The organism is Spinactinospora alkalitolerans (genome assembly GCF_013408795.1).
In the GTDB taxonomy this organism is placed as follows: Bacteria; Actinomycetota; Actinomycetes; order Streptosporangiales; family Streptosporangiaceae; genus Spinactinospora; species Spinactinospora alkalitolerans.
In genome coordinates, this window is sequence record NZ_JACCCC010000001.1 from 6,452,767 (window position 1) to 6,470,509 (window position 17,743).

The 17,743-nt window shown below is 67.8% G+C and carries 14 protein-coding genes; 13 read left to right on the forward strand and 1 reads right to left on the reverse strand.

Translation table 11 applies throughout. From position 1 onward, the window contains the following. Positions 1-15: 15 nt before the first annotated feature. From HDA32_RS28965 to HDA32_RS28990, 6 genes are all read left to right on the forward strand, one after another. Positions 16-1,965 (forward strand): acetoacetate--CoA ligase, encoded by a 1,950-nt coding sequence (locus HDA32_RS28965; protein WP_218882640.1) that lies wholly within the window; start codon positions 16-18, stop codon positions 1,963-1,965. Further along, the gene (locus HDA32_RS28970; protein WP_179646168.1) at positions 1,962-3,113 is read left to right on the forward strand and encodes a thiolase family protein; all 1,152 of its coding nucleotides are present in this window, start codon (positions 1,962-1,964) and stop codon (positions 3,111-3,113) included. Before HDA32_RS28965 ends, HDA32_RS28970 begins: the two co-directional genes overlap by 4 nt. A 15-nt stretch (positions 3,114-3,128) precedes the next feature. Continuing rightward, entirely contained in the window at positions 3,129-3,584 is a 456-nt protein-coding gene (locus HDA32_RS28975; RefSeq protein ID WP_246334532.1) for a Zn-ribbon domain-containing OB-fold protein, read from the forward strand. Continuing rightward, positions 3,581-4,765: an acetyl-CoA C-acyltransferase gene (locus tag HDA32_RS28980; protein ID WP_218882641.1), complete on the forward strand. Its 1,185-nt coding sequence runs from the start codon at positions 3,581-3,583 to the stop codon at positions 4,763-4,765. The genes HDA32_RS28975 and HDA32_RS28980 overlap by 4 nt, the downstream gene beginning before the upstream one ends. Positions 4,766-4,863: 98 nt before the next feature. Beyond that, positions 4,864-5,304 carry a MaoC family dehydratase gene (locus HDA32_RS28985; RefSeq protein ID WP_179646170.1) on the forward strand — a complete coding sequence of 147 codons (441 nt, stop codon included), beginning with the start codon at positions 4,864-4,866 and terminating at the stop codon, positions 5,302-5,304. A gap of 139 nt (positions 5,305-5,443) precedes the next feature. After that, positions 5,444-6,583 carry an MFS transporter gene (locus HDA32_RS28990; protein WP_281370557.1) on the forward strand — a complete coding sequence of 380 codons (1,140 nt, stop codon included), beginning with the start codon at positions 5,444-5,446 and terminating at the stop codon, positions 6,581-6,583. 392 nt (positions 6,584-6,975) lie between these two features. Here HDA32_RS28990 and HDA32_RS28995 read toward each other — a convergent pair whose 3' ends face one another. Beyond that, positions 6,976-7,557 (reverse strand): TetR/AcrR family transcriptional regulator, encoded by a 582-nt coding sequence (locus HDA32_RS28995; RefSeq protein WP_179646172.1) that lies wholly within the window; start codon positions 7,555-7,557, stop codon positions 6,976-6,978. Positions 7,558-7,734: 177 nt separating this feature from the next. Between HDA32_RS28995 and HDA32_RS29000 the strand changes: the two genes are divergently transcribed. From HDA32_RS29000 to cas6e, 7 genes are all read left to right on the forward strand, one after another. Next, on the forward strand, positions 7,735-8,955 hold the full coding sequence (locus HDA32_RS29000) for an MFS transporter (protein WP_179646173.1): 1,221 nt from the start codon (positions 7,735-7,737) through the stop codon (positions 8,953-8,955). A 957-nt stretch (positions 8,956-9,912) separates the two neighbouring features. Continuing rightward, positions 9,913-12,834: a CRISPR-associated helicase Cas3' gene (gene cas3 / locus HDA32_RS29005; RefSeq protein ID WP_179646174.1), complete on the forward strand. Its 2,922-nt coding sequence runs from the start codon at positions 9,913-9,915 to the stop codon at positions 12,832-12,834. Continuing rightward, positions 12,824-14,485 carry a type I-E CRISPR-associated protein Cse1/CasA gene (casA, locus tag HDA32_RS29010; RefSeq protein WP_179646175.1) on the forward strand — a complete coding sequence of 554 codons (1,662 nt, stop codon included), beginning with the start codon at positions 12,824-12,826 and terminating at the stop codon, positions 14,483-14,485. Before cas3 ends, casA begins: the two co-directional genes overlap by 11 nt. Next, positions 14,482-15,144, forward strand: coding sequence for a type I-E CRISPR-associated protein Cse2/CasB (gene casB / locus HDA32_RS29015; protein WP_179646176.1), 663 nt, complete (start codon positions 14,482-14,484; stop codon positions 15,142-15,144). Before casA ends, casB begins: the two co-directional genes overlap by 4 nt. Then, positions 15,141-16,328 (forward strand): type I-E CRISPR-associated protein Cas7/Cse4/CasC, encoded by a 1,188-nt coding sequence (cas7e, locus tag HDA32_RS29020; protein WP_179646177.1) that lies wholly within the window; start codon positions 15,141-15,143, stop codon positions 16,326-16,328. Before casB ends, cas7e begins: the two co-directional genes overlap by 4 nt. After that, positions 16,325-17,038 carry a type I-E CRISPR-associated protein Cas5/CasD gene (gene cas5e / locus HDA32_RS29025; RefSeq protein ID WP_179646178.1) on the forward strand — a complete coding sequence of 238 codons (714 nt, stop codon included), beginning with the start codon at positions 16,325-16,327 and terminating at the stop codon, positions 17,036-17,038. The genes cas7e and cas5e overlap by 4 nt, the downstream gene beginning before the upstream one ends. Further along, positions 17,038-17,742, forward strand: a complete 705-nt coding sequence (gene cas6e / locus HDA32_RS29030) for a type I-E CRISPR-associated protein Cas6/Cse3/CasE (protein ID WP_179646179.1) — start codon at positions 17,038-17,040, stop codon at positions 17,740-17,742. Before cas5e ends, cas6e begins: the two co-directional genes overlap by 1 nt. Position 17,743 lies beyond the last annotated feature (1 nt).

Here is a 17,743-nt window from a genome sequence, read left to right on the forward strand (position 1 = left end):
CTGGAAGGGATGTCGATGTCAAGCGAGTCCGTAATGTGGGCCCCGGACCCGGAACGCGTGCGGCACACCCGCCTCAGCGAATTCATGAAGGAGACAGGATTCGCGGACGCGTCGTACGATGCCCTGCACCGGTGGTCTATCGCCGAACCAGCCGAGTTCTGGTCCGCCATGTGGCGCTACGCGGACGTGATCGGAGACCGGGGCCGGCGAACGTTCGTCCGCAACGCGGACAGGCCGATGACAGAATCGCGTTTCTTCCCCGATGCCTCGGTGAACATCGCCGAGAATCTGCTCCGCGGAAGTTCCGACGATCCTGCTGTCGTCGAAGCCGACGAGACGAAACGGGTCCGTGAGGTCACGCGCGGCGAGTTGCGCGCCATGGTGGGGAAGGCCCAGCGTTTGCTGACCAGCCTCGGCGTTCAGCGTGGTGACCGGGTTGCCGGAATACTTCCGAACACGGTCGACGCGCTCGCCTACACCCTGGGGGCGTTGTCCCTCGGTGCGGTGTGGACATCGTGCGCGCCGGAGTTCGGAGTCCGCGGTGTGCTCGACCGTTTCGGACAGGTAAGCCCAGCGGTGCTCATCGTCGCCGAGAGCTATGTGTACAACGGAAAACGCCATTCTCTGGTGACCAAGGGTCTCGAGGTCGCCGCCGGTCTGCCGGGGCTGGAACACATCATGGTCATCGGCGGAGGCGCCCCGGCCACGCGGGCGGGCACCGCACGAGTGCACAGCGACGTTGATCCCAGTGGTGATCCGGGGGCTGAGCCCGAGTTCGTCCGAGTGGGCTTCGACCATCCGGCCTACATCGTCTATACCTCGGGCACGACAGGGTTGCCGAAGTCGGTCGTGCACCGTACCGGTGGCGTGCTGGTCAACCTCTTCAAGGAGCACCTGCTCCACGGGAACGTCCATCCCGGTGACCGGATGCTCTACTACACGAACACCGCATGGATGATGTACCACTGGTCGATCGCCGCACTTGGGTGTGGAGCGAGCGTTGTCCTTTACGACGGCGCCGCGATTCCCTCTGACAACCCGCGGGTTCTCTGGGAGCTACTCGACGAGCTGGGCGTAACTCATTTCGGTACCAGCCCGAAATATCTTTCGGTGATGCGAAAGGACGGTGTGCGACCGTGTGACGCCGTGGAACTTCGGGCGCTCCGGTTCATCTTCTCGGCCGGGGCTCCCCTCACTGAGGAGCAGTTCGACTGGGTGTACGGCCACGTGAAATCGGAACTGGTGCTCGCATCGATCTCCGGTGGCGCCGAGATCCTCGGGTGTTTCGTGCTCGGCAATCCGCTGCTGCCGGTGCGCCGCGGCGAGATCCAGTCACCCGCGCTGGGAATGAGCGTGGCCGCTCTTGACGAGCGGCAGATCCCGGTTGTCGGAAGAGCCGGAGACCTGGTCTGCACGGAACCGTTCCCGTCCATGCCATTGACTTTTTGGGGGGAGGGCGGTCGGCAGCGGTACCTGAAGGCGTACTTCGGCGATAAGGACGAGGTGTGGTTCCACGGGGACCTTGCTGAGTTCCGCGCTTCGGGAGGCGTTGTGATCTCGGGAAGGACGGACACAACCCTCAAGCCGGGAGGCATACGTATCGGCACCAGTGAGATCTACCGGGTGGTCGAATCGATTCCCGGAGTGAGTGACTCGGTGGTGGTCGGATATCCGGTCGAGGATGACATGGAAATCTGGCTGTTCCTGGTGACCGACAACGGCGCTGACGTCGCTCCGGAGACGATTCGGAGCCGGTTGCGCAGTGAAGCGTCCCCCAGACACGTCCCGAAGCGCATCTTCCGAGTCCCCCAGGTGCCGTACAACCTGTCGGGAAAGAAGGTCGAGGGAGCGGTGCTGCAAACCATCCTCGGCCGCGAGGTCAGGAACCGGGAGTCGTTGACCGACCCGGCCGCTCTCGAGCACTACTGTCCCGATGAGCTCGCGTCCTCCGAGGTGGGGCTGTGACCGGCGGCGCCATTGTCGGAATCGGAGAACTCGCCCCCCAGCGCTACTCGAGCGGGTCGACAACCCTGAGCATGATCGCCGAGGCGAGCATCCTCGCCGCGCACGACGCCGGGATCACTCCCGACGCGATCGATGGGCTGCTCGTCGGGCCGCAGGTCGGGGAAACACCGCAGCATGTGCCGGCGACCGTGGCCGAGTATCTCGGCCTGCGCCCGAGGATGGCCAACGTCGTCGACCTCGGTGGAGCCTCGGCGGTGGGGATGGCCTGGCGTGCGACCGCCGCGATCGCGTCCGGGATGTGCGAAACCGTCCTGTGCGTTCTGGGAAACGTCAATGATAGGGGCGTTGCGCGGCGCTCCCCGAACCGGAACCCGATCCGGGAGTTCGACGTCCCGTTCGGGGCGTCCGGGGCGAACACGTCCTATGCCTTTCTGGCGAGCAGGCATATGGCGGAGTACGGAACGACCAGCGAACAGTTGGCGATTCCGGTCGTCGCCCAGCGTGAGAACGCTCAACAGAATCCGAAGGCCGTGTTTTGCGGTGTTCCGTTGACTGTCGATGACGTGTTGCGTTCCCCGATGGTCATAGAGCCGCTCAGGCTGCTGGAGGTGGTGATGCCGTGTGCGGGCGCGGCTGCCTTCATCGTGACATCGGAGGAACGGGCTCGCTCTTTCCCCCACCCGGTGGTGAGCATCGCCGGGGCGGGAGAGAAGGTTACACACCGCGCGATATCGTCCGCGCCTTCGTTGACATCCGGACCTCTGAAGCCCGCTATCGAGCACGCATACGCGCAGAGCGGAATGGGGCCGGGGGACATCGACCTGCTGCAGTTCTATGACTGCTACAGCATCGTGCTGGCGATCACCATGGAGGACGCCGGTCTGTGTCGGCCCGGCGAGAGCGGACCATGGATGGCTGAACGCGATTTCACCTGGCGTGGAGACACGCCCCTCAACACCCATGGGGGGCAACTGTCCTTCGGGCAGGCCGACCTGGCCGGCGGGATGTCGCACATAACGGAGGCCGTGCTGCAACTGCGACACGAGGCAGAAGCCCGGCAGGTGCGTGGGGTCGGCAGCGCGCTCGTGACCGGCAATGGTGCGACTCTGAGCGAGGCCACCGCCCTTGTGCTACGACGAGCCGACTGACGAGGAGTACCACCGATGACGCCCTCCCATCGCTTCGAAGGACCGTCGCCATCGCGGGTCCCCTTCCCTGCACCAACGGTGACGCCGGTGAGCCAGTACTTCTGGGACAGCGCGCGTGAGCATCGACTGGTGTACCAGCAATGTACGAGTTGCCGGTCGGCGGTGTTCCCGCCCCGGGCGCACTGCTGTGAGTGCTGGGCTACCTCACTGCGGTGGTGCGAAAGCAGCGGACGTGGTGTTCTCGCCTCGACAGCCGTCGTCCACCGTCCCGGTCATCCCGCGTTCGCGCCGCTGGTGCCGTACACGCTCGCGCTGGTCGACCTGGAGGAGGGCTTCCGGATGCTCTCCAGGGTCGTGGACGAGGCGGACGAGGACACCCCGGTGGACGCACAGCTGCGGGTGCGGTGGGAGCACAGCGACGGAGTGACGCTGCCGTTGTTTTTCAGTGTCGACAGAGGAACGGACAGATGACCATGACTTCTACCGCGTCCAACGTTCCCGTTCTGCTGGATGGGTTTCGCACACCGTTCGGCAGGTACATGAAGAGCCTTCGTGGAATGAGCGCCCGCCAGCTGGGCGCACACGTTGTCGAAGGCTTGGTGAGTCGGCACGAAATGCTGCGCACCTGCGACGGCGTGTTACTCGCGCAGGTCCTCCAGGGCGGACACGGGCAGAACCCGGCCCGCCAGGTGGCCGTGAGCGGGGGTGTCGACACGAGAGTGCCGGCGTTGACGCTCAACAACGTGTGCCTGGGCGGCATGGCCGCGATCGCCGACGCCTCACGACGGATCCGGTGCGACGAGGGACGCTCCTACGTCGTGGGCGGGGTTGACTCGATGAGCGGTGCGATGCACGCGGGGTACGTGCGCGCCGGCGCATCGATGCGGTCGTTGGAGATGGTCGACACGTTGTCGACTGACGGGCTGTGGTGTGCTCTGCAGGACGAGTCGATGGGCAGCCTGTCCGATCGTGCCAACGCGGATCTGGGTATCGACCGTGAGGTGCAGGACCGGATCGCTCTGCGGTCTCACCAGCGCGCGGCACAGGCCCGCGACGACAAGCGGCTCGCAGACGAGATCCTGCCGATCGGATCGGGGGAGCAGACGGTCCTCAACGATGAGGGAATCCGGGACGACGCCAGTCTTGCCGGCCTGGGTGGCCTGCGTCCCGCCTTCTCCGATCCCGGCACGATCACCGCGGGCAACGCCTCTCAGATGACCGATGGGGCCGCGATCGGAGCCGTCACCTCGATGGGGGTGGCAGAGCGCGCGGGTGTGCGGCCGCTGGCGCGGGTCGTAGCCTGTGCCGAGGTCGCCGGGCCGGACGCCCGGCTGCACCTGCAGCCCGCGCGCGCGATCGAGAAGGTCCTGGCCCGAACGGGACTGCGGCTGGCCGAGGTGGGGATAGTCGAGATCAATGAGGCTTTCGCGGGGGTCGTCGAAGCCAGCCGGCGCGAGCTCTCCCTTCCCCTGGACATCGTCAACGTGAACGGGGGGGCCATCGCGCTGGGGCACCCCCTTGGTGGCACAGGCTTCCGGCTGGCGTTGACGCTTGCACGGGAGCTCGTCCGCCGCGGGGAACGTTACGGCGTGGCCAGCCTGTGCGGAGGCGGGGGACAAGGAGCCGCCGTTCTTCTGGAGAACACGCGATGAGTGCGGGACGGGGGCCAACACGGATCTGAGGACTGTGTCGAGCTGATTTTTCGTTAGTTTTCCTGCAACGGGATGATAGGGATTGTGGTAAGAACACGATGAGCACTTCCAACGGATGGTCCGGAACGCGTTTCGGAATGCCTGAGAACGGTGCTTCGGCGAGCATCACGAAAAAGCTGGGCCAGCATGAGGTCGAGTTGTTCAGCGAGATGACGGGGGATCGCAACCCCCTGCACGTTGACGAGGACGCGGCGAACGCATCACGGTTTGGCGGGCTGATTACCCAGGGCGGGGTGACATCAGGGCTGCTCAACGCTGTCGTCGCAGAGAAGCTCCCAGGGCCCGGGACGGTGTTCCTGTCAGTATCGTGGAAATTCAGGCGTCCCACATATTTCGGTGAAACAATGAAGGCGATCGTCACCGTCACGAACGTGCGGGAAGACAAACCGATCTGCACGCTCGATACGAGCGTCGTCAATGCCGATGGCGAGACGTGTATCGAGGGCGAGGCTGTCACCTACACGTCAGCCGTGGATTGAGCTGATGTGGAGGAAGCGGTCGGAGAAGCCGGCGCCAACCGGCCAGGACGTCCCGGCGTCGGGAGGTGCGTCCTCGGTGGGCACCCCCACGAGCCTGCCTAGCGGTGCCTACCGAGGATTGGCCTGGTTAGCCCTTGCCATGTTGTTGGGCATGGCGACATGGTTCTCCGCGAGCGCGGTGGTCCCACAACTCACCGCCAGGTTCGAGCTGTCGGCCTCATCATCCGCCTGGCTCACGATCGGGGTCCAGCTCGGCTTCGTGTTCGGCGCGATCGCGACGGCGTTCACCAGTGCCGCGGATCGCTTCGGCCCTCGGCACCTGATGTGCGCGGGTGCGGTTCTGGCGGCAGTGGCCAACCTCGGACTACTCGCCGTGGACAGTGGTGGCCAGGCCATCGCTGTGCGTCTGCTGACGGGGGCCTGCCTGGCCGGCGTCTACCCTCCGGCGATGAAAGCCATATCCACCTGGTTTCCGGTTTCCAGAGCCACGGCGATCGCGGTGATGATCGGGGCCTTGACGCTCGGGTCGGCATCGCCTCATCTGGTTGCCACGGTCGGCGGCCTGGACTGGCGGCTCGTCGTCATCGGCACGAGTGTTCTCAGTGCGCTGGGTGGACTGACGGCTCTGCTCCTCGCGACAGACGGACCGTATCCCTTCCCGGGCAGCCGGTTCCGCGTCGGCGAAGCGCTGCGTGCCTTTTCCGCTCGCCCGGTCCTGCTGACTTCCCTGGGCTACTTCGGGCACATGTGGGAACTGTACGCAATGTGGTCGTGGTTCGCGGTCTTCTTCGGATCAGTGCTCTTTCACGGAGACGACACTCAGACAGGATCATGGGTCAGTTTAGTGACCTTCCTCGTCATTGGTGTGGGTGCCGTCGGTTGCTGGGTCGGGGGCCGTATGGCGGAGCGGATCGGTAGTGCCCGCACCGCCATCATTTCGATGCTGATATCTGGCTCGTGCGCGCTTGTCATCGGGTGGTTCTCCGCAGGACCGGTGTGGCTCGTCGTGATCTTAGGTCTGATCTGGGGGTTCTGGGTTATTCCTGATTCGGCGCAGTTTTCGGCTCTGGTTACGAAGGTAGCTGACCAGCGCTACGTCGGGAGTATGCTCACACTGCAGATGGCACTCGGTTATACCGTCACAGTGCCCGCGGTCTGGTTAACTCCGATCATACGCGAGTCAGACGGGTGGGGCTGGACTTTTGTGTTGCTAGCCCTTGGCCCCGCCGCCGGTGTCCTGGCCATCAGAAGCCTTGTCCGGAGAAACCTCGATGCCTGACCGGGCCCAGGAGGTTTATTCATAATTCGGTGATGTCAGTCTGAATAAGCAGAGGCCGGTGGTCGCTTCGAAGAAGCGTTTCCAGCCGACGGAGCCCGCTGTCGAGAAGAGGGGCCGTCAGGCCGGTGGGGCGCGAGTGCGATCTCCCGGTTCAGTCGCGAGTGGCCAGCGGCATCGATGATCTTCACGACGACGCCCGACCCGACGTAAACGTGGTGGGAGCTGCTCTCGACGGTGGCCATGGGGCCAGGGTCGAGGCCCGGGGCCGCTGCGGCGATCGCGTGAGTGGCATCGTGAGCTTGCCGCAAGTCGGTCATGAGCACTCCAGCCGTAGACGGTGATCCTGAGCCGCCCCGGTTTTCGTAGAGTCCGATGTGCTGTTTCAGGCCCGACTAACGGGACGTCTGCATGAGCCGTTCGACGGCCGAGAGCACGACGGCACGGTCCTGGGGGGCGGTGTCCAGAGCGCGGTGGATGGTCAGTCCCTCGATAAGTGCGTCGATAAGACGCGCCGTGGTCGGATCGAAGTGCCGCTCCAGAGCGGTGCGGCTGCTGCGCATCCAAGCGTTGGTGAGGTCGCGGTAGGCCGGATCGCGGGCAGCGAGGGTGTAGAGCTCATGGGTCAGCACGAGGTCTCGCTGGGTGCTGAACACGTCGTTGGTGATGATCGCGACGACGGCTTGCTTGGCTTCGTCGACGTCGACAGCGGCAGCCATCCGCTGATCGAACTGCTCGATGACCGACTGGGAGAACCGGGCAAATGCTTCGTGCAGCAGTTCGTTCATGCCGGTGAAGTGGTAGGTCATCGAGCCGAGCGGGACGTCCGCTGCGGCGGCGACATGCCGGTGGGAAGTGCCGGCGACGCCACGCTCGGCGATCACGTCGAGACAGGCGCCGATGATCCGCTCCCGACGGTCGGGGTCGTGGCGGCGGCGATGGACTCGCGTCGGATCGGAGCTGCGCGTCGAGGTCATGGTCAGCTTAGACACTCCGGGTTCTGCGGTCGGGTCGCCGACCCGCGAGGCTGACGCCTCCCTGCGTCCGCTCGGCCTTTCACGTGCCGTGACCGGCTCGTTTGGGGATCACCTTCGAAGTAATCCGCCACTGTCATAGGCATCATCGTAATCGACTCGATGTGTACGATCGTACGCATGGGCATCGACGTACGGGTCCGGCCTGCGCGGGCCGACCAGCAGGCGCGGGCCGCGGTCGCGGTGTTGTTCCTGACGAACGGGGCCTTGTTCGCCAACCTCATCCCGAGGTATCCGGAGATCAAGGCCGGTATCGGCATCGAGAACGCGGTCTACGGACTGGCCGTGGCCGCGTTCCCGACCGGTGCGATTCTCGCCGGCCTGGCCGCGGCAACGCTGATTCGCAGATTCGGATCGGCGAAGGTGGCCGTAGCGGGCACGATCCTCACGAGCCTCGGTGTCATCGCTGCGGGTCTCGCGCCTTCCATCGTCGCGTTCACGGCGGGTCTGTTCTTCGCCGGAGCCATGGACGCGATCACCGATGTTGCTCAGAACACCCATGGCCTGCGCGTCCAGCGACGCTACGGCCGCTCGATCATCAACTCCTTCCACGCGGTGTGGTCCATCGGCGCTGTCCTGGGTGGCTCTATGGCCGCCGGTGCGATCGCGCTGGACCTACCCATCGGGGTGCACCTGGGCGTCTCCGCTGCGGTCTTCTCGACCGTCTCGGTCGTCGCGCTGCGGTCCTGTCTTCCCGGCCGCGACGAGGTGACGGAGGACAAAGCAGCGCCCGATGCCGAGACGCCGCGCACATCGCTGCGCGCCACGCTCAGCCCTCGGATCGTGTTCGTGATCATCGCCCTGGTCCTCATCGCGATCGCCGGAACAATCGTCGAGGACGCCGGCAACTCCTGGGCAGCGCTCTACCTGTCCGGACCCTTGAACGCACCCGCCGCGCTGGCCGCGACGGGCTACATCGCTCTCGTCGGCGCGCAGTTCGTCGGCCGCCTCATCGGTGACCGGCTTGTGGACCGGTTCGGACAACGCGCCGTTGCGCGTGCGGGCGGCCTGATCGCCGCAGTGGGCATGGGCCTGGCGCTGGCGTTTCCGACGATCCCGGGAACGGTTCTCGGCTTCGCGGCCGCCGGCCTGGGTGTCGCCACGCTCGTGCCCGCCGCCATGCACGAGGCCGACGAGCTTCCCGGACTGCGCCCCGGAACCGGGCTGACCATCGTCTCCTGGCTCATGCGCCTGGGCTTCCTGCTCTCCCCGCCCCTCGTCGGGTTCGTCGCGGACGCCTCCGAGCTCCGCATCGGCCTGATGGTCGTCCCGATCGCAGGCGCACTCGTCGTCGTGCTTGCCGGCATTCTCCGCGCCCGCCCGAACCGCACAGTCTCATAACCCTGGGTGAAGAGGACGTGCGGGGCCTGGCACTGAGGTTCTCTTGGTCGCGTGGGGGTGGTGGTCGGCGGCCGAGGTGTGCTGTGCGGCCGGGTGGTCGGCCGGGGGACGGGTGGTCTGCGCGGGAGGAGCGGCAGCGAGGGCGGCGGTGGATCCGGGCGGGCGCACATGTTCGTTCTGTGGTGGTTTCCTCGGCGGGAGAGGGGCCGCGCCGTCCGGGCCCGCCGTCGCCCTGCTGATGTGTGAGGATCGGGTTCGTACAGGGGGTCGGCTGTCGCAGTGCGCGTAGCGTCGGCGGCATAGCGGGTCCGGGCCTGGGGAATCGCACCCCTGCCCCACGAACGCAGTCGTCAAAGCTCGGTTGGCGTCGCTTTTTCCGTCCAAGGCCGCTCGCCACCCGGCAGCGGACAGGGCCGCAGTCGGATCTCCGGCGGGGGCCTTTGACAGCAGTGGTGACAGCAACGCGGCTACGCCCGGCCGTCTCGGCCGCGATATGCCTGTTACGTATTCAGCCAGCGGCTCGCCATTGACCGTAGTTATCGGCGATGATCGCTGAGTGCCTACGACCGCCATCCATCTGAGAGTAGAGCTGCTGCATGAACAGCTCTACTTGATGGGTGCTTTGCCCGATTCTTGAGAAGTGAATAAAATCAGCGTCCAAGGCGAGAAAACACGCAGGTCATCCAGCTGCTCCCCGCACACGCGGGGATGGTCCCTTCGGCCGGGCCACCGGGGTGAGCTTGGGCTTCTGCTCCCCGCACACGCGGGGATGGCCCCAGCGACGATCTGCAGCAGCCCGGCCGAGGTGACTGCTCCCGCGCACGCGGGGATGATCCCGGGGGTGAGTCGCGGATGCGGCTCCCCCTCTCGCCGCTCTTCGCTGCCAGATTTACCCACAATTGGGGAATTTTCTCGGCTTCCCGTGCCTTCTCGAGGTCTATCCAGTTGAATGCGGTCATGACCTTCGACGGCTCCTTGCCGCCTTGGCCCGGTGGGCTTTCTGTGGCCGCGCGTTCCGTGTGGGCCAAGCACGACCGTGATGCCGACGGCTGGCTGCCGTTGTGGCGGCATATGGCCGACAGCGCCGCTGTCTCCGGGCGGCTGTGGGATGAGTGGGTGCCCGGTCAGGTGCGGCGGCTCATCGCTGACACGCTGCCCGGCGATGCCGATGACGCCCGGCGGCTGGTGGTGTGGTTGGCCGCCACTCACGACATCGGCAAGGCCACGCCTGCGTTCGCCTGCCAGGTGGAGGAGCTCGCCGACTCCATGCGCAAGGCCGGGCTGGAAATGCGACTGCAGAAGCAGATGGCCGACCGCAAGCTCGCCCCGCACGGCTTGGCCGGGCAAATGCTGCTCCAGCAGTGGCTCATGGAGCGGCACGGCTGGCCCAAGCCGGCCACTCTGCAGTTCACCATCGTCGTCGGCGGCCACCACGGCGTGCCGCCGAGTCAGTCCGACATCCACGAGCTGAAGGTCCACCGCGGTCTGCTGCGCACCCGCGGCTGCGAGGACGCGTGGCGCGGTGTGCAGGACGAGCTGCTCGACGCCGCTGCCGAGGCCTGCGGTGTGCGGGAGCGCCTGGCCGACTGGCGGCAGGTGAAGCTTCCGCAGCCGGTACAGGTGCTGCTGACCGCACTGGTCATCGTCGCCGACTGGATCGCCAGCAACCCCGAACTCTTCCCGTACTTTCCCGGCGAGCGCAGTAGCGACCCCGAACGCGTCGAAGCGGCCTGGCGCGGCCTGAACCTGCCGCGTCCTTGGGCTGCGGTGGAGCCCGAGGAGAAGCCGGAAGACCTCTTCACCGCCCGCTTCGAGCTGCCCGTCGGCGCCCGGATCCGGCCGGTGCAGGAGGAAGCGGTCCGCATGGCGCGCGACATGGCCGAGCCGGGCCTGATGGTGATCGAAGCGCCGATGGGCGAGGGCAAGACCGAGGCCGCGCTGGCCGTCGCGGAGATCTTCGCCGCCCGGTCCGGAGCGGGCGGCTGCTTCGTCGCACTCCCCACCATGGCCACCGGGAACGCGATGTTCCCGCGCCTGCTCAAATGGTTGGACCGCCTGCCGGACGAACGGGCAGGAGCCGGTGCGCACTCGGTGTTCCTCGCGCACTCCAAAGCCGCGTTGAACAAGGACTTCGCCGAGCTGATGCGCACGGGGCGGCGCCCGGTGGCGGGCATCGACCAGGACGGCGCCGACGACGCCTGGGCACACCGCGCGGATGAGCGGACCGCGTCGGCGGAACTGATCGCGCACCACTGGCTGCGCGGCCGCAAGAAGGGGATGCTGTCCTCGTTCGCGGTGGGCACCATCGACCAGTTGCTGTTCGCCGGCCTGAAAAGCCGCCACCTGGCGCTGCGCCACCTCGCCGTCGCCGGCAAGGTCGTGGTGATCGACGAGGTGCACGCCTACGACACCTACATGAGCTCCTACCTCGACCGGGTGCTGTCGTGGCTGGGTGCCTACGGCGTACCGGTGGTGGTGCTCTCGGCGACGCTGCCGGCCCGACGGCGCCGCGAGCTCGTCGAGGCCTACGCCGGGGGCAAGGAACAGGACGCCGGTTTCGCCTCGGTGCAGACGGCGGACGGCTATCCGCTGCTCACCGGGGTCGCCCCTGGGGCGAGCCCGCAGCTATCGGCCCCCGGCGCCTCCGGCCGCGGTACCGATGTGGAGGTGGAGCGCCTCGACGACGACGTGGCGAAGCTGGCCGACCGATTGGCCGACGAACTCCGCGAGGGCGGTTGCGCGCTGGTCGTGCGCAACACGGTTGCCCGGGTCCATGAGGCAGCCGCCCACCTGCGGGAGCGCTTCGGCGACGACCGCATCACCGTCGCACACGCCCGCTTTCTGGACCTGGACCGCGCCGACAACGATGCCAGACTGCTCGCCACATTCGGTCCTCCCGAGAAAGTCGTCGAGCTTCAGGGGCGGCGCCCGGACGAGGCGCACATCGTGGTCGCCAGCCAGGTGGTGGAGCAGTCCCTGGACATCGACTTCGACCTGCTGGTGACCGATCTTGCCCCGGTCGATCTGGTGCTGCAGCGCATGGGGCGGCTGCACCGGCACCAGCGCGGCGAACAGCAGAGCGACCGCCCGCCGCGGCTGCGCACCGCCCGCTGCCTCATCACCGGCGTCGACTGGGAGGCGTCCATGCCCTGGCCGGTCCGCGGATCGCACACCGTCTACCGGACGCACCCGCTGCTGCGCTCCCTCGCCGTGCTGGAACCCCACCTGAACGGGACCGCTGAGACGGGGCACATTGTGCGGCTGCCCGACCACATCAGCCCGCTGGTGCAGGAGGCCTACGGCTCAGAGGCGGCGGGGCCTCCGCAATGGCGGGAGACCATGCAGCGGGCCCGAGACGAGCACGAACAGCACCGGATCCAGCAGCGCACCAAGGCCGAGGCGTTCCTGCTCAACAAGGCGGGGCGACCCGGCAAGGCTCTGGTGGGCTGGGTCGAGGCCGGGGTCGGCGACGTCGAGGACACCCGGGGCGGCAAGGCCCAGGTCCGCGACATCAGGGAGACCCTTGAGGTCCTGGTGCTGCAGCGGCGCGCCGATGGGACCCTGGCCACGCTCCCGTGGCTGAGCGAGGACCGGGGTGGGCTGGAACTGCCCACTGGGGCGGTGCCCGATTCCCGGCTCGCGCGCATCGCCGCGGCCTGCGGGCTGCGGCTGCCCTACGAGTTCGCCGATCCAAGAAGGCTCGACCAGGCAATCGACGAGCTCGAAGCCGAATGCGTCGAGGCCTGGCAGGCCAAGGAGTCGCACTGGCTGGCCGGCGAGCTGGTCCTGATCCTGGACGACCAGTGCCGTACCCGCCTGGCAGGCTTCGATCTCCACTACACCCGGTCCGACGGTCTTGAGGTGCACCGTGCCGAATGAATCCCCCGCCCTCTCCTTCGACCTGACCGCACGACCGTGGATTCCGGTGCAGCGGCTCAACGGATCCGAGGAGGAGTTGTCGCTGCTGGAGGTCTTCGAGCAGGCCGAGCAGCTGCGCCGCATCGTCGGCGACGTCCCCACCCAGGAGTTCGCGCTCATGCGGCTGCTCTTGGCGATCCTGCACGACGCCCTCAAGGGCCCGGCCGATCCCGAGGAATGGCATGAACTGTGGGAGGAGGACGGGCTGCCCGTCGACCGGATCTCGGCCTACCTGCATCAGCACCGTGACCGCTTCGACCTGCTGCACCCGCAGACCCCCTTCTTCCAGGTCGCCGGCCTGCGCACGGCAAAGGACGAGTTCTCCTCCTTGGACCGCATCGTCGCCGACGTCCCCAACGGCGAACCCTTCTTCACCATGCGGGCGCGCGGTACCGACCGGCTCGGCTTCGCCGAGGCCGCCCGCTGGGTCGTGCACGCCCACGCCTACGATCCCTCCGGCATCAAGTCCGGCGCGGCGGGCGACCCCCGGGCCAAAGGCGGCAAGGGCTACCCGCAGGGCGTGGGCTGGGCGGGCAACCTGGGCGGGGTGCTCGCCGAAGGAGATCACCTGCGCGAGACGCTGCTGCTCAACCTCGTCGCCGCCGACACCGACAACCTCAAAATCGACGAGGACGACCGGCCCGCATGGCGACGCGCCCCCAACGGCGCCGCCGCGGCCGATCCGAAGGAACTGGCCGCCCGCCCCACCGGCCCCCGCGACCTCTACACCTGGCAGAGCCGCCGGCTCCGGCTGCACTACGACGCCGAGGGCGTCCACGGCGTCCTGCTGGCCTACGGCGATCCGCTCCCCGCACGCAACATGCACAACCGCGAGCCGATGACCGCCTGGCGGCGCAGCCCGGCCCAGGAGAAGAAGCTGGGAGCGGCGCAGGTCTACCTGCCGCGTGAGCACGACCCGACCCGCAGCGCGTGGCGCGGCCTGGGAGCACTGGTCACGGGCCGGGTGCGCAATGCAGAGCAGCGTCGGGAGGCCGCCGAAGTCGTGCGGCCCCGCATCCTCGACTGGGTCGCCCGGCTCGCCAACGAGGGCTTCCTGGACGACGAGCACTTCATCCGGGCCCGGGTCTTCGGCGCCGTCTACGGCACCCAGCTGTCGGTCATCGACGAGATCGTCGACGACGCTATCGCCATGGCCGTGGTCGTGCTGCACGAGCGCGACGCCGAACTCGGCCATACAGCGGTCCGCGCGGTCGACGACGCCGAGGAGGCGGTCACCGCTCTGGGCGACCTCGCCACCGGGCTGGCCCAGGCGGCCGGCGCCGAGACCGAGGCGCCTCGGGCCACGGCACGCGACCTTGGCTTCGGCAAACTCGACGGCCACTTTCGTGACTGGCTGGCGAAGCTGACCTCCGACAAAGACCCCGAGGAGTATCGCCGCGAATGGCAGTGCCGAGTGCACAGCACCATCAGCCGCATCGCCGATCGCCTGGTCAATGAGGCGGGCGAGGCCGCCTGGACGGGACGGGTCACCGAAGCCAAGAGCGGTTCTCTCTGGCTCACCGCGTCCCGCGCCGACCTGAGATTCCGTGCCGAGCTGAGGAAGGCGCTCCCCATGTCCACCACCGAGCAGACAGGCGAGGCACCAGCGTGACCGCAACCGACACCAAGCGCCTGCCGTCCCTGAAATGGGTCGGAGTGTTCGTCGACGAACGCGTCCGAGAGATCCAGGAGGGATACCGGCGGGACCGGCCCGGCGCCGTGGCGACCCTGGCCCGGCTGCGGCGGGGGGCGGGCAAAACAATCGAGGAGGTCCCCGATCTGTGGGGGCTCGCCCTCGACGAGCGCTTCTACCACGGTGCTCCGCGGATCGGCGAGGACGCCATGAACCGCGCCGAGAACGCCGCCCACATCGCGCTCACCGTCTACGCCGTGCACCAGCAGTCGCGCCGCGACGACAGGATGCACCAGCGGGGGCGGGGGCTGGGCGAGGCCGTGCGCAGGCTGATGCCCGGCAATGACATCGACGAGCCGCTGCGCAAGCGCTTCGTGCAGGTCGGCAGCGCCACCGACACCGCCACCCTCGCCTACCGGCTGCGCGAGATCGCCGTGCTGCTGCGCCGCGGCTCCGTTCCCCTCGACTACGGGGTGCTCGCCGACGAGATCCACGAGTTCCAGCGACCCAGTGGGGCGAGCCGGGTCCGCACCACGTGGGGACGCGGATTCCACGCCTACCGGTCCAAGTCCACCGAGAACCCCGCCGAGATCGACGACTCCGCCACCGACATCGCGACCGACAAGGACGACTCATGAGCCGCACCATCCTCGACCTGCACGTACTGCAGACCGTCCCGCCCAGCAACATCAACCGCGATGACACCGGGGCGCCCAAGACCGCGATCTACGGCGGAGTGCGCCGCGCCAGGGTCTCCAGCCAGGCGTGGAAGCGCGCCACCCGGCTCGCCTTCGACAGCCTGCTCGACCCCGGTGAGCTGGGCACACGCACCAAGCGGGTCGCCGAACTGCTGGCCGAACGGATCCGGGAACTCGACTCCTCGATCGAGGAGCGGGAGGCCTGGACCCTGGCGGCCGAAACCGTCCAGACCGCCACCGGCTCCAAAATCGAGGTGCCCAAGCGCAGGGCCGACGCAGCGAAGAAGAAAGGGGAGGGCGAGCCGGCCCCCGAATCCGCCTACCTGATGTTCCTCAGCGCCCGGCAGCGCGACGGCCTGGCCGAACTCGCCGTCGAAGGCCGCGCCGACATCAAGGCCTTCCTCAAGGACAAGGACAACAAGAAGAGGGCGAAGGAGATCGCGGACACCCGCCACTCGGTCGACATCGCCCTGTTCGGCCGAATGGTCGCCGACGGCGCCGACATCAACGTCGACGCCGCGGCCCAGGTCGCACACGCCATCAGTGTGCACGCGGTCGAGAACGAGTCCGACTACTACACCGCCGTCGACGACCGCAACACCGACGCCGAACCCGGCGCGGGCATGATCGGCACCGTCGAGTTCAACTCCGCCACCCTGTACCGCTACGCGGCTCTCGACGTCGACCTGCTGCGCAAAAACCTCGGAGAAGGACTGCGCGACGACGAACCGGTCACCGAGCCGCTGCGCCGCGCCGTCGAGGCGTTCGTGCGCGGCTTCGTCGAGTCCCTGCCCAGCGGCAAGCTCAACACCTTCGGCAACAACACGCTGCCCGACGCGGTCATCGTCAAGCTGCGTACCTCGCGCCCCATCAGCTTCGTCGGGGCCTTCGAGGAGCCGGTGATGCTGGGCAACGGCCACCTCCAGGAGGCCAGCGGACGGCTGGCCGATTACATCCCCGAGGTCGAGCTCGCCTACGGCGCCGAAGACGGCACGGACACGTGGGTGCTGCGGATCGGCCGCAGCACCGAGAAGCTCTCCGGACTCGGCACCGAACTGTCCCTGCCCGACCTGGTCTCCGCCGTCGGCGCGGCGGTGGCCCAGCGCCCGGCACCCGCAAAATGAGCGTCCTCGCGCTCCTGCTGGCCGGCCCCCTGCAAGCCTGGGGGGCATCGGCCCGCTTCGCCCGCCGCACCACCGAGCACGCCCCCACCAAGAGCGGCGTCATCGGGCTGCTCGCCGCCGCCCAGGGGCGCGAGCGCACCGCCGACCTCGCCGACCTCGCCGGACTGCGCTTCGGTGTGCGCGTCGACCAGCCCGGCACGCGCATCCGTGACTACCAGACCGCCAAGCACTTCGACACGGGCAAGTCCATGCCGGTGTCGGAGCGCTTCTACCTGGCAGACGCCGTCTTCGTCGCGGCCGTCGAGGGCGACGACACGCTGATCGACGACCTGCACCGAGCGGTGCAGGCGCCGGTCTACCTGCCTTACCTGGGGCGGCGTTCGTGCCCGCCGGCGCGCCGGGTCGATATCGGCGTCCACCGCGATCAGAGCCTGGAGCAGGTGCTGGCCGACCAGGAGTGGCGCGCCGCCGGGTGGTATCAGCGCAGCCGGAAGCGGGAATCCACGGTCCCGCTCACCACCTTCGTCGACGCCACTCCCGGTGACAGCCGCAACGACAGCGTCCGCGACCTGCCGCTCAGCTTCGACCCCCTGCACCGCCGCTACGCCCTGCGCGGCGTGCGGACGGACACGGTCGACGTGCCCAACCCGAAAGCCCGCCGCAGCGCGCCCCCCGATCACAACCCGACGATCCTCCTGGGAGGCGACTGATGCACCTCACCCGCTTCCGCCTCAACACCGTGCGCAGCGGTGCGCGCAGGCTGCTGTCCTCCCCGCAGGCCATGCACGCTGCGGTCATGAGCTCCTTCCCCGACGTGCTCCCCAGTGACACCGACACTCCGCGGGTACTGTGGCGCGTCGACCGCAACGCCAAGGCCGAGGTCTTCCTCTACATGGTCAGCCCGGCCGAACCCGACCTCACCCACATGGTGGAGCAGGCCGGCTGGCCGACCCAGCCGAAGTGGCAGACCTACGACTACACCCCGTTCCTGTCCCGCCTGACCAAAGGGGACACCTGGGCGTTCCGGCTCACCGCCAACCCGGTGCACAGCATCCGCCGCAAGGCCGACGAGCCCACCAAACTCACCGCGCACGTCACCCCGCGCCATCAGATGGGCTGGCTGCTGCAGCGCCAGGAGGCCGCGGGCTTCCGGGTAATGGAGAAAGCGCCGGAGCAGCGTCGGCTGCCCGAAGGCGACGAGTACCAGCTGGTCGTGCACGACCGCCGCGGCCGCACCTTCGACAAGTCCGAGCGGGAGTCCCGGGGGAAGAAGACCGTTTCCCTGGTCACCGCGACCTTCGACGGCCGCCTGGAGGTGACCGATCCCAAGGCGCTGCGCCGCACCCTGACAACAGGACTGGGTCGGGCCAAGGCATACGGATGCGGACTGATGACCCTGGCCCCGGTGGGCTGAG

What these genes read in the sequence shown, in the direction of transcription:
- cas5e (WP_179646178.1), top strand. Translation starts at nt 16,325, where the DNA reads ATGAGCGTCCTCGCGCTCCTGCTGGCCGGCCCCCTGCAAGCCTGGGGG.
- HDA32_RS29000 (WP_179646173.1), top strand. Translation starts at nt 7,735, where the DNA reads ATGGGCATCGACGTACGGGTCCGGCCTGCGCGGGCCGACCAGCAGGCG.
- HDA32_RS28990 (WP_281370557.1), top strand. Translation starts at nt 5,444, where the DNA reads ATGTTGTTGGGCATGGCGACATGGTTCTCCGCGAGCGCGGTGGTCCCA.
- cas7e (WP_179646177.1), top strand. Translation starts at nt 15,141, where the DNA reads ATGAGCCGCACCATCCTCGACCTGCACGTACTGCAGACCGTCCCGCCC.
- HDA32_RS28980 (WP_218882641.1), top strand. Translation starts at nt 3,581, where the DNA reads ATGACCATGACTTCTACCGCGTCCAACGTTCCCGTTCTGCTGGATGGG.
- HDA32_RS28965 (WP_218882640.1), top strand. Translation starts at nt 16, where the DNA reads ATGTCAAGCGAGTCCGTAATGTGGGCCCCGGACCCGGAACGCGTGCGG.
- HDA32_RS28975 (WP_246334532.1), top strand. Translation starts at nt 3,129, where the DNA reads ATGACGCCCTCCCATCGCTTCGAAGGACCGTCGCCATCGCGGGTCCCC.
- HDA32_RS28985 (WP_179646170.1), top strand. Translation starts at nt 4,864, where the DNA reads ATGAGCACTTCCAACGGATGGTCCGGAACGCGTTTCGGAATGCCTGAG.
- cas3 (WP_179646174.1), top strand. Translation starts at nt 9,913, where the DNA reads ATGACCTTCGACGGCTCCTTGCCGCCTTGGCCCGGTGGGCTTTCTGTG.
- cas6e (WP_179646179.1), top strand. Translation starts at nt 17,038, where the DNA reads ATGCACCTCACCCGCTTCCGCCTCAACACCGTGCGCAGCGGTGCGCGC.
- HDA32_RS28995 (WP_179646172.1), bottom strand. Translation starts at nt 7,557, where the DNA reads ATGACCTCGACGCGCAGCTCCGATCCGACGCGAGTCCATCGCCGCCGC.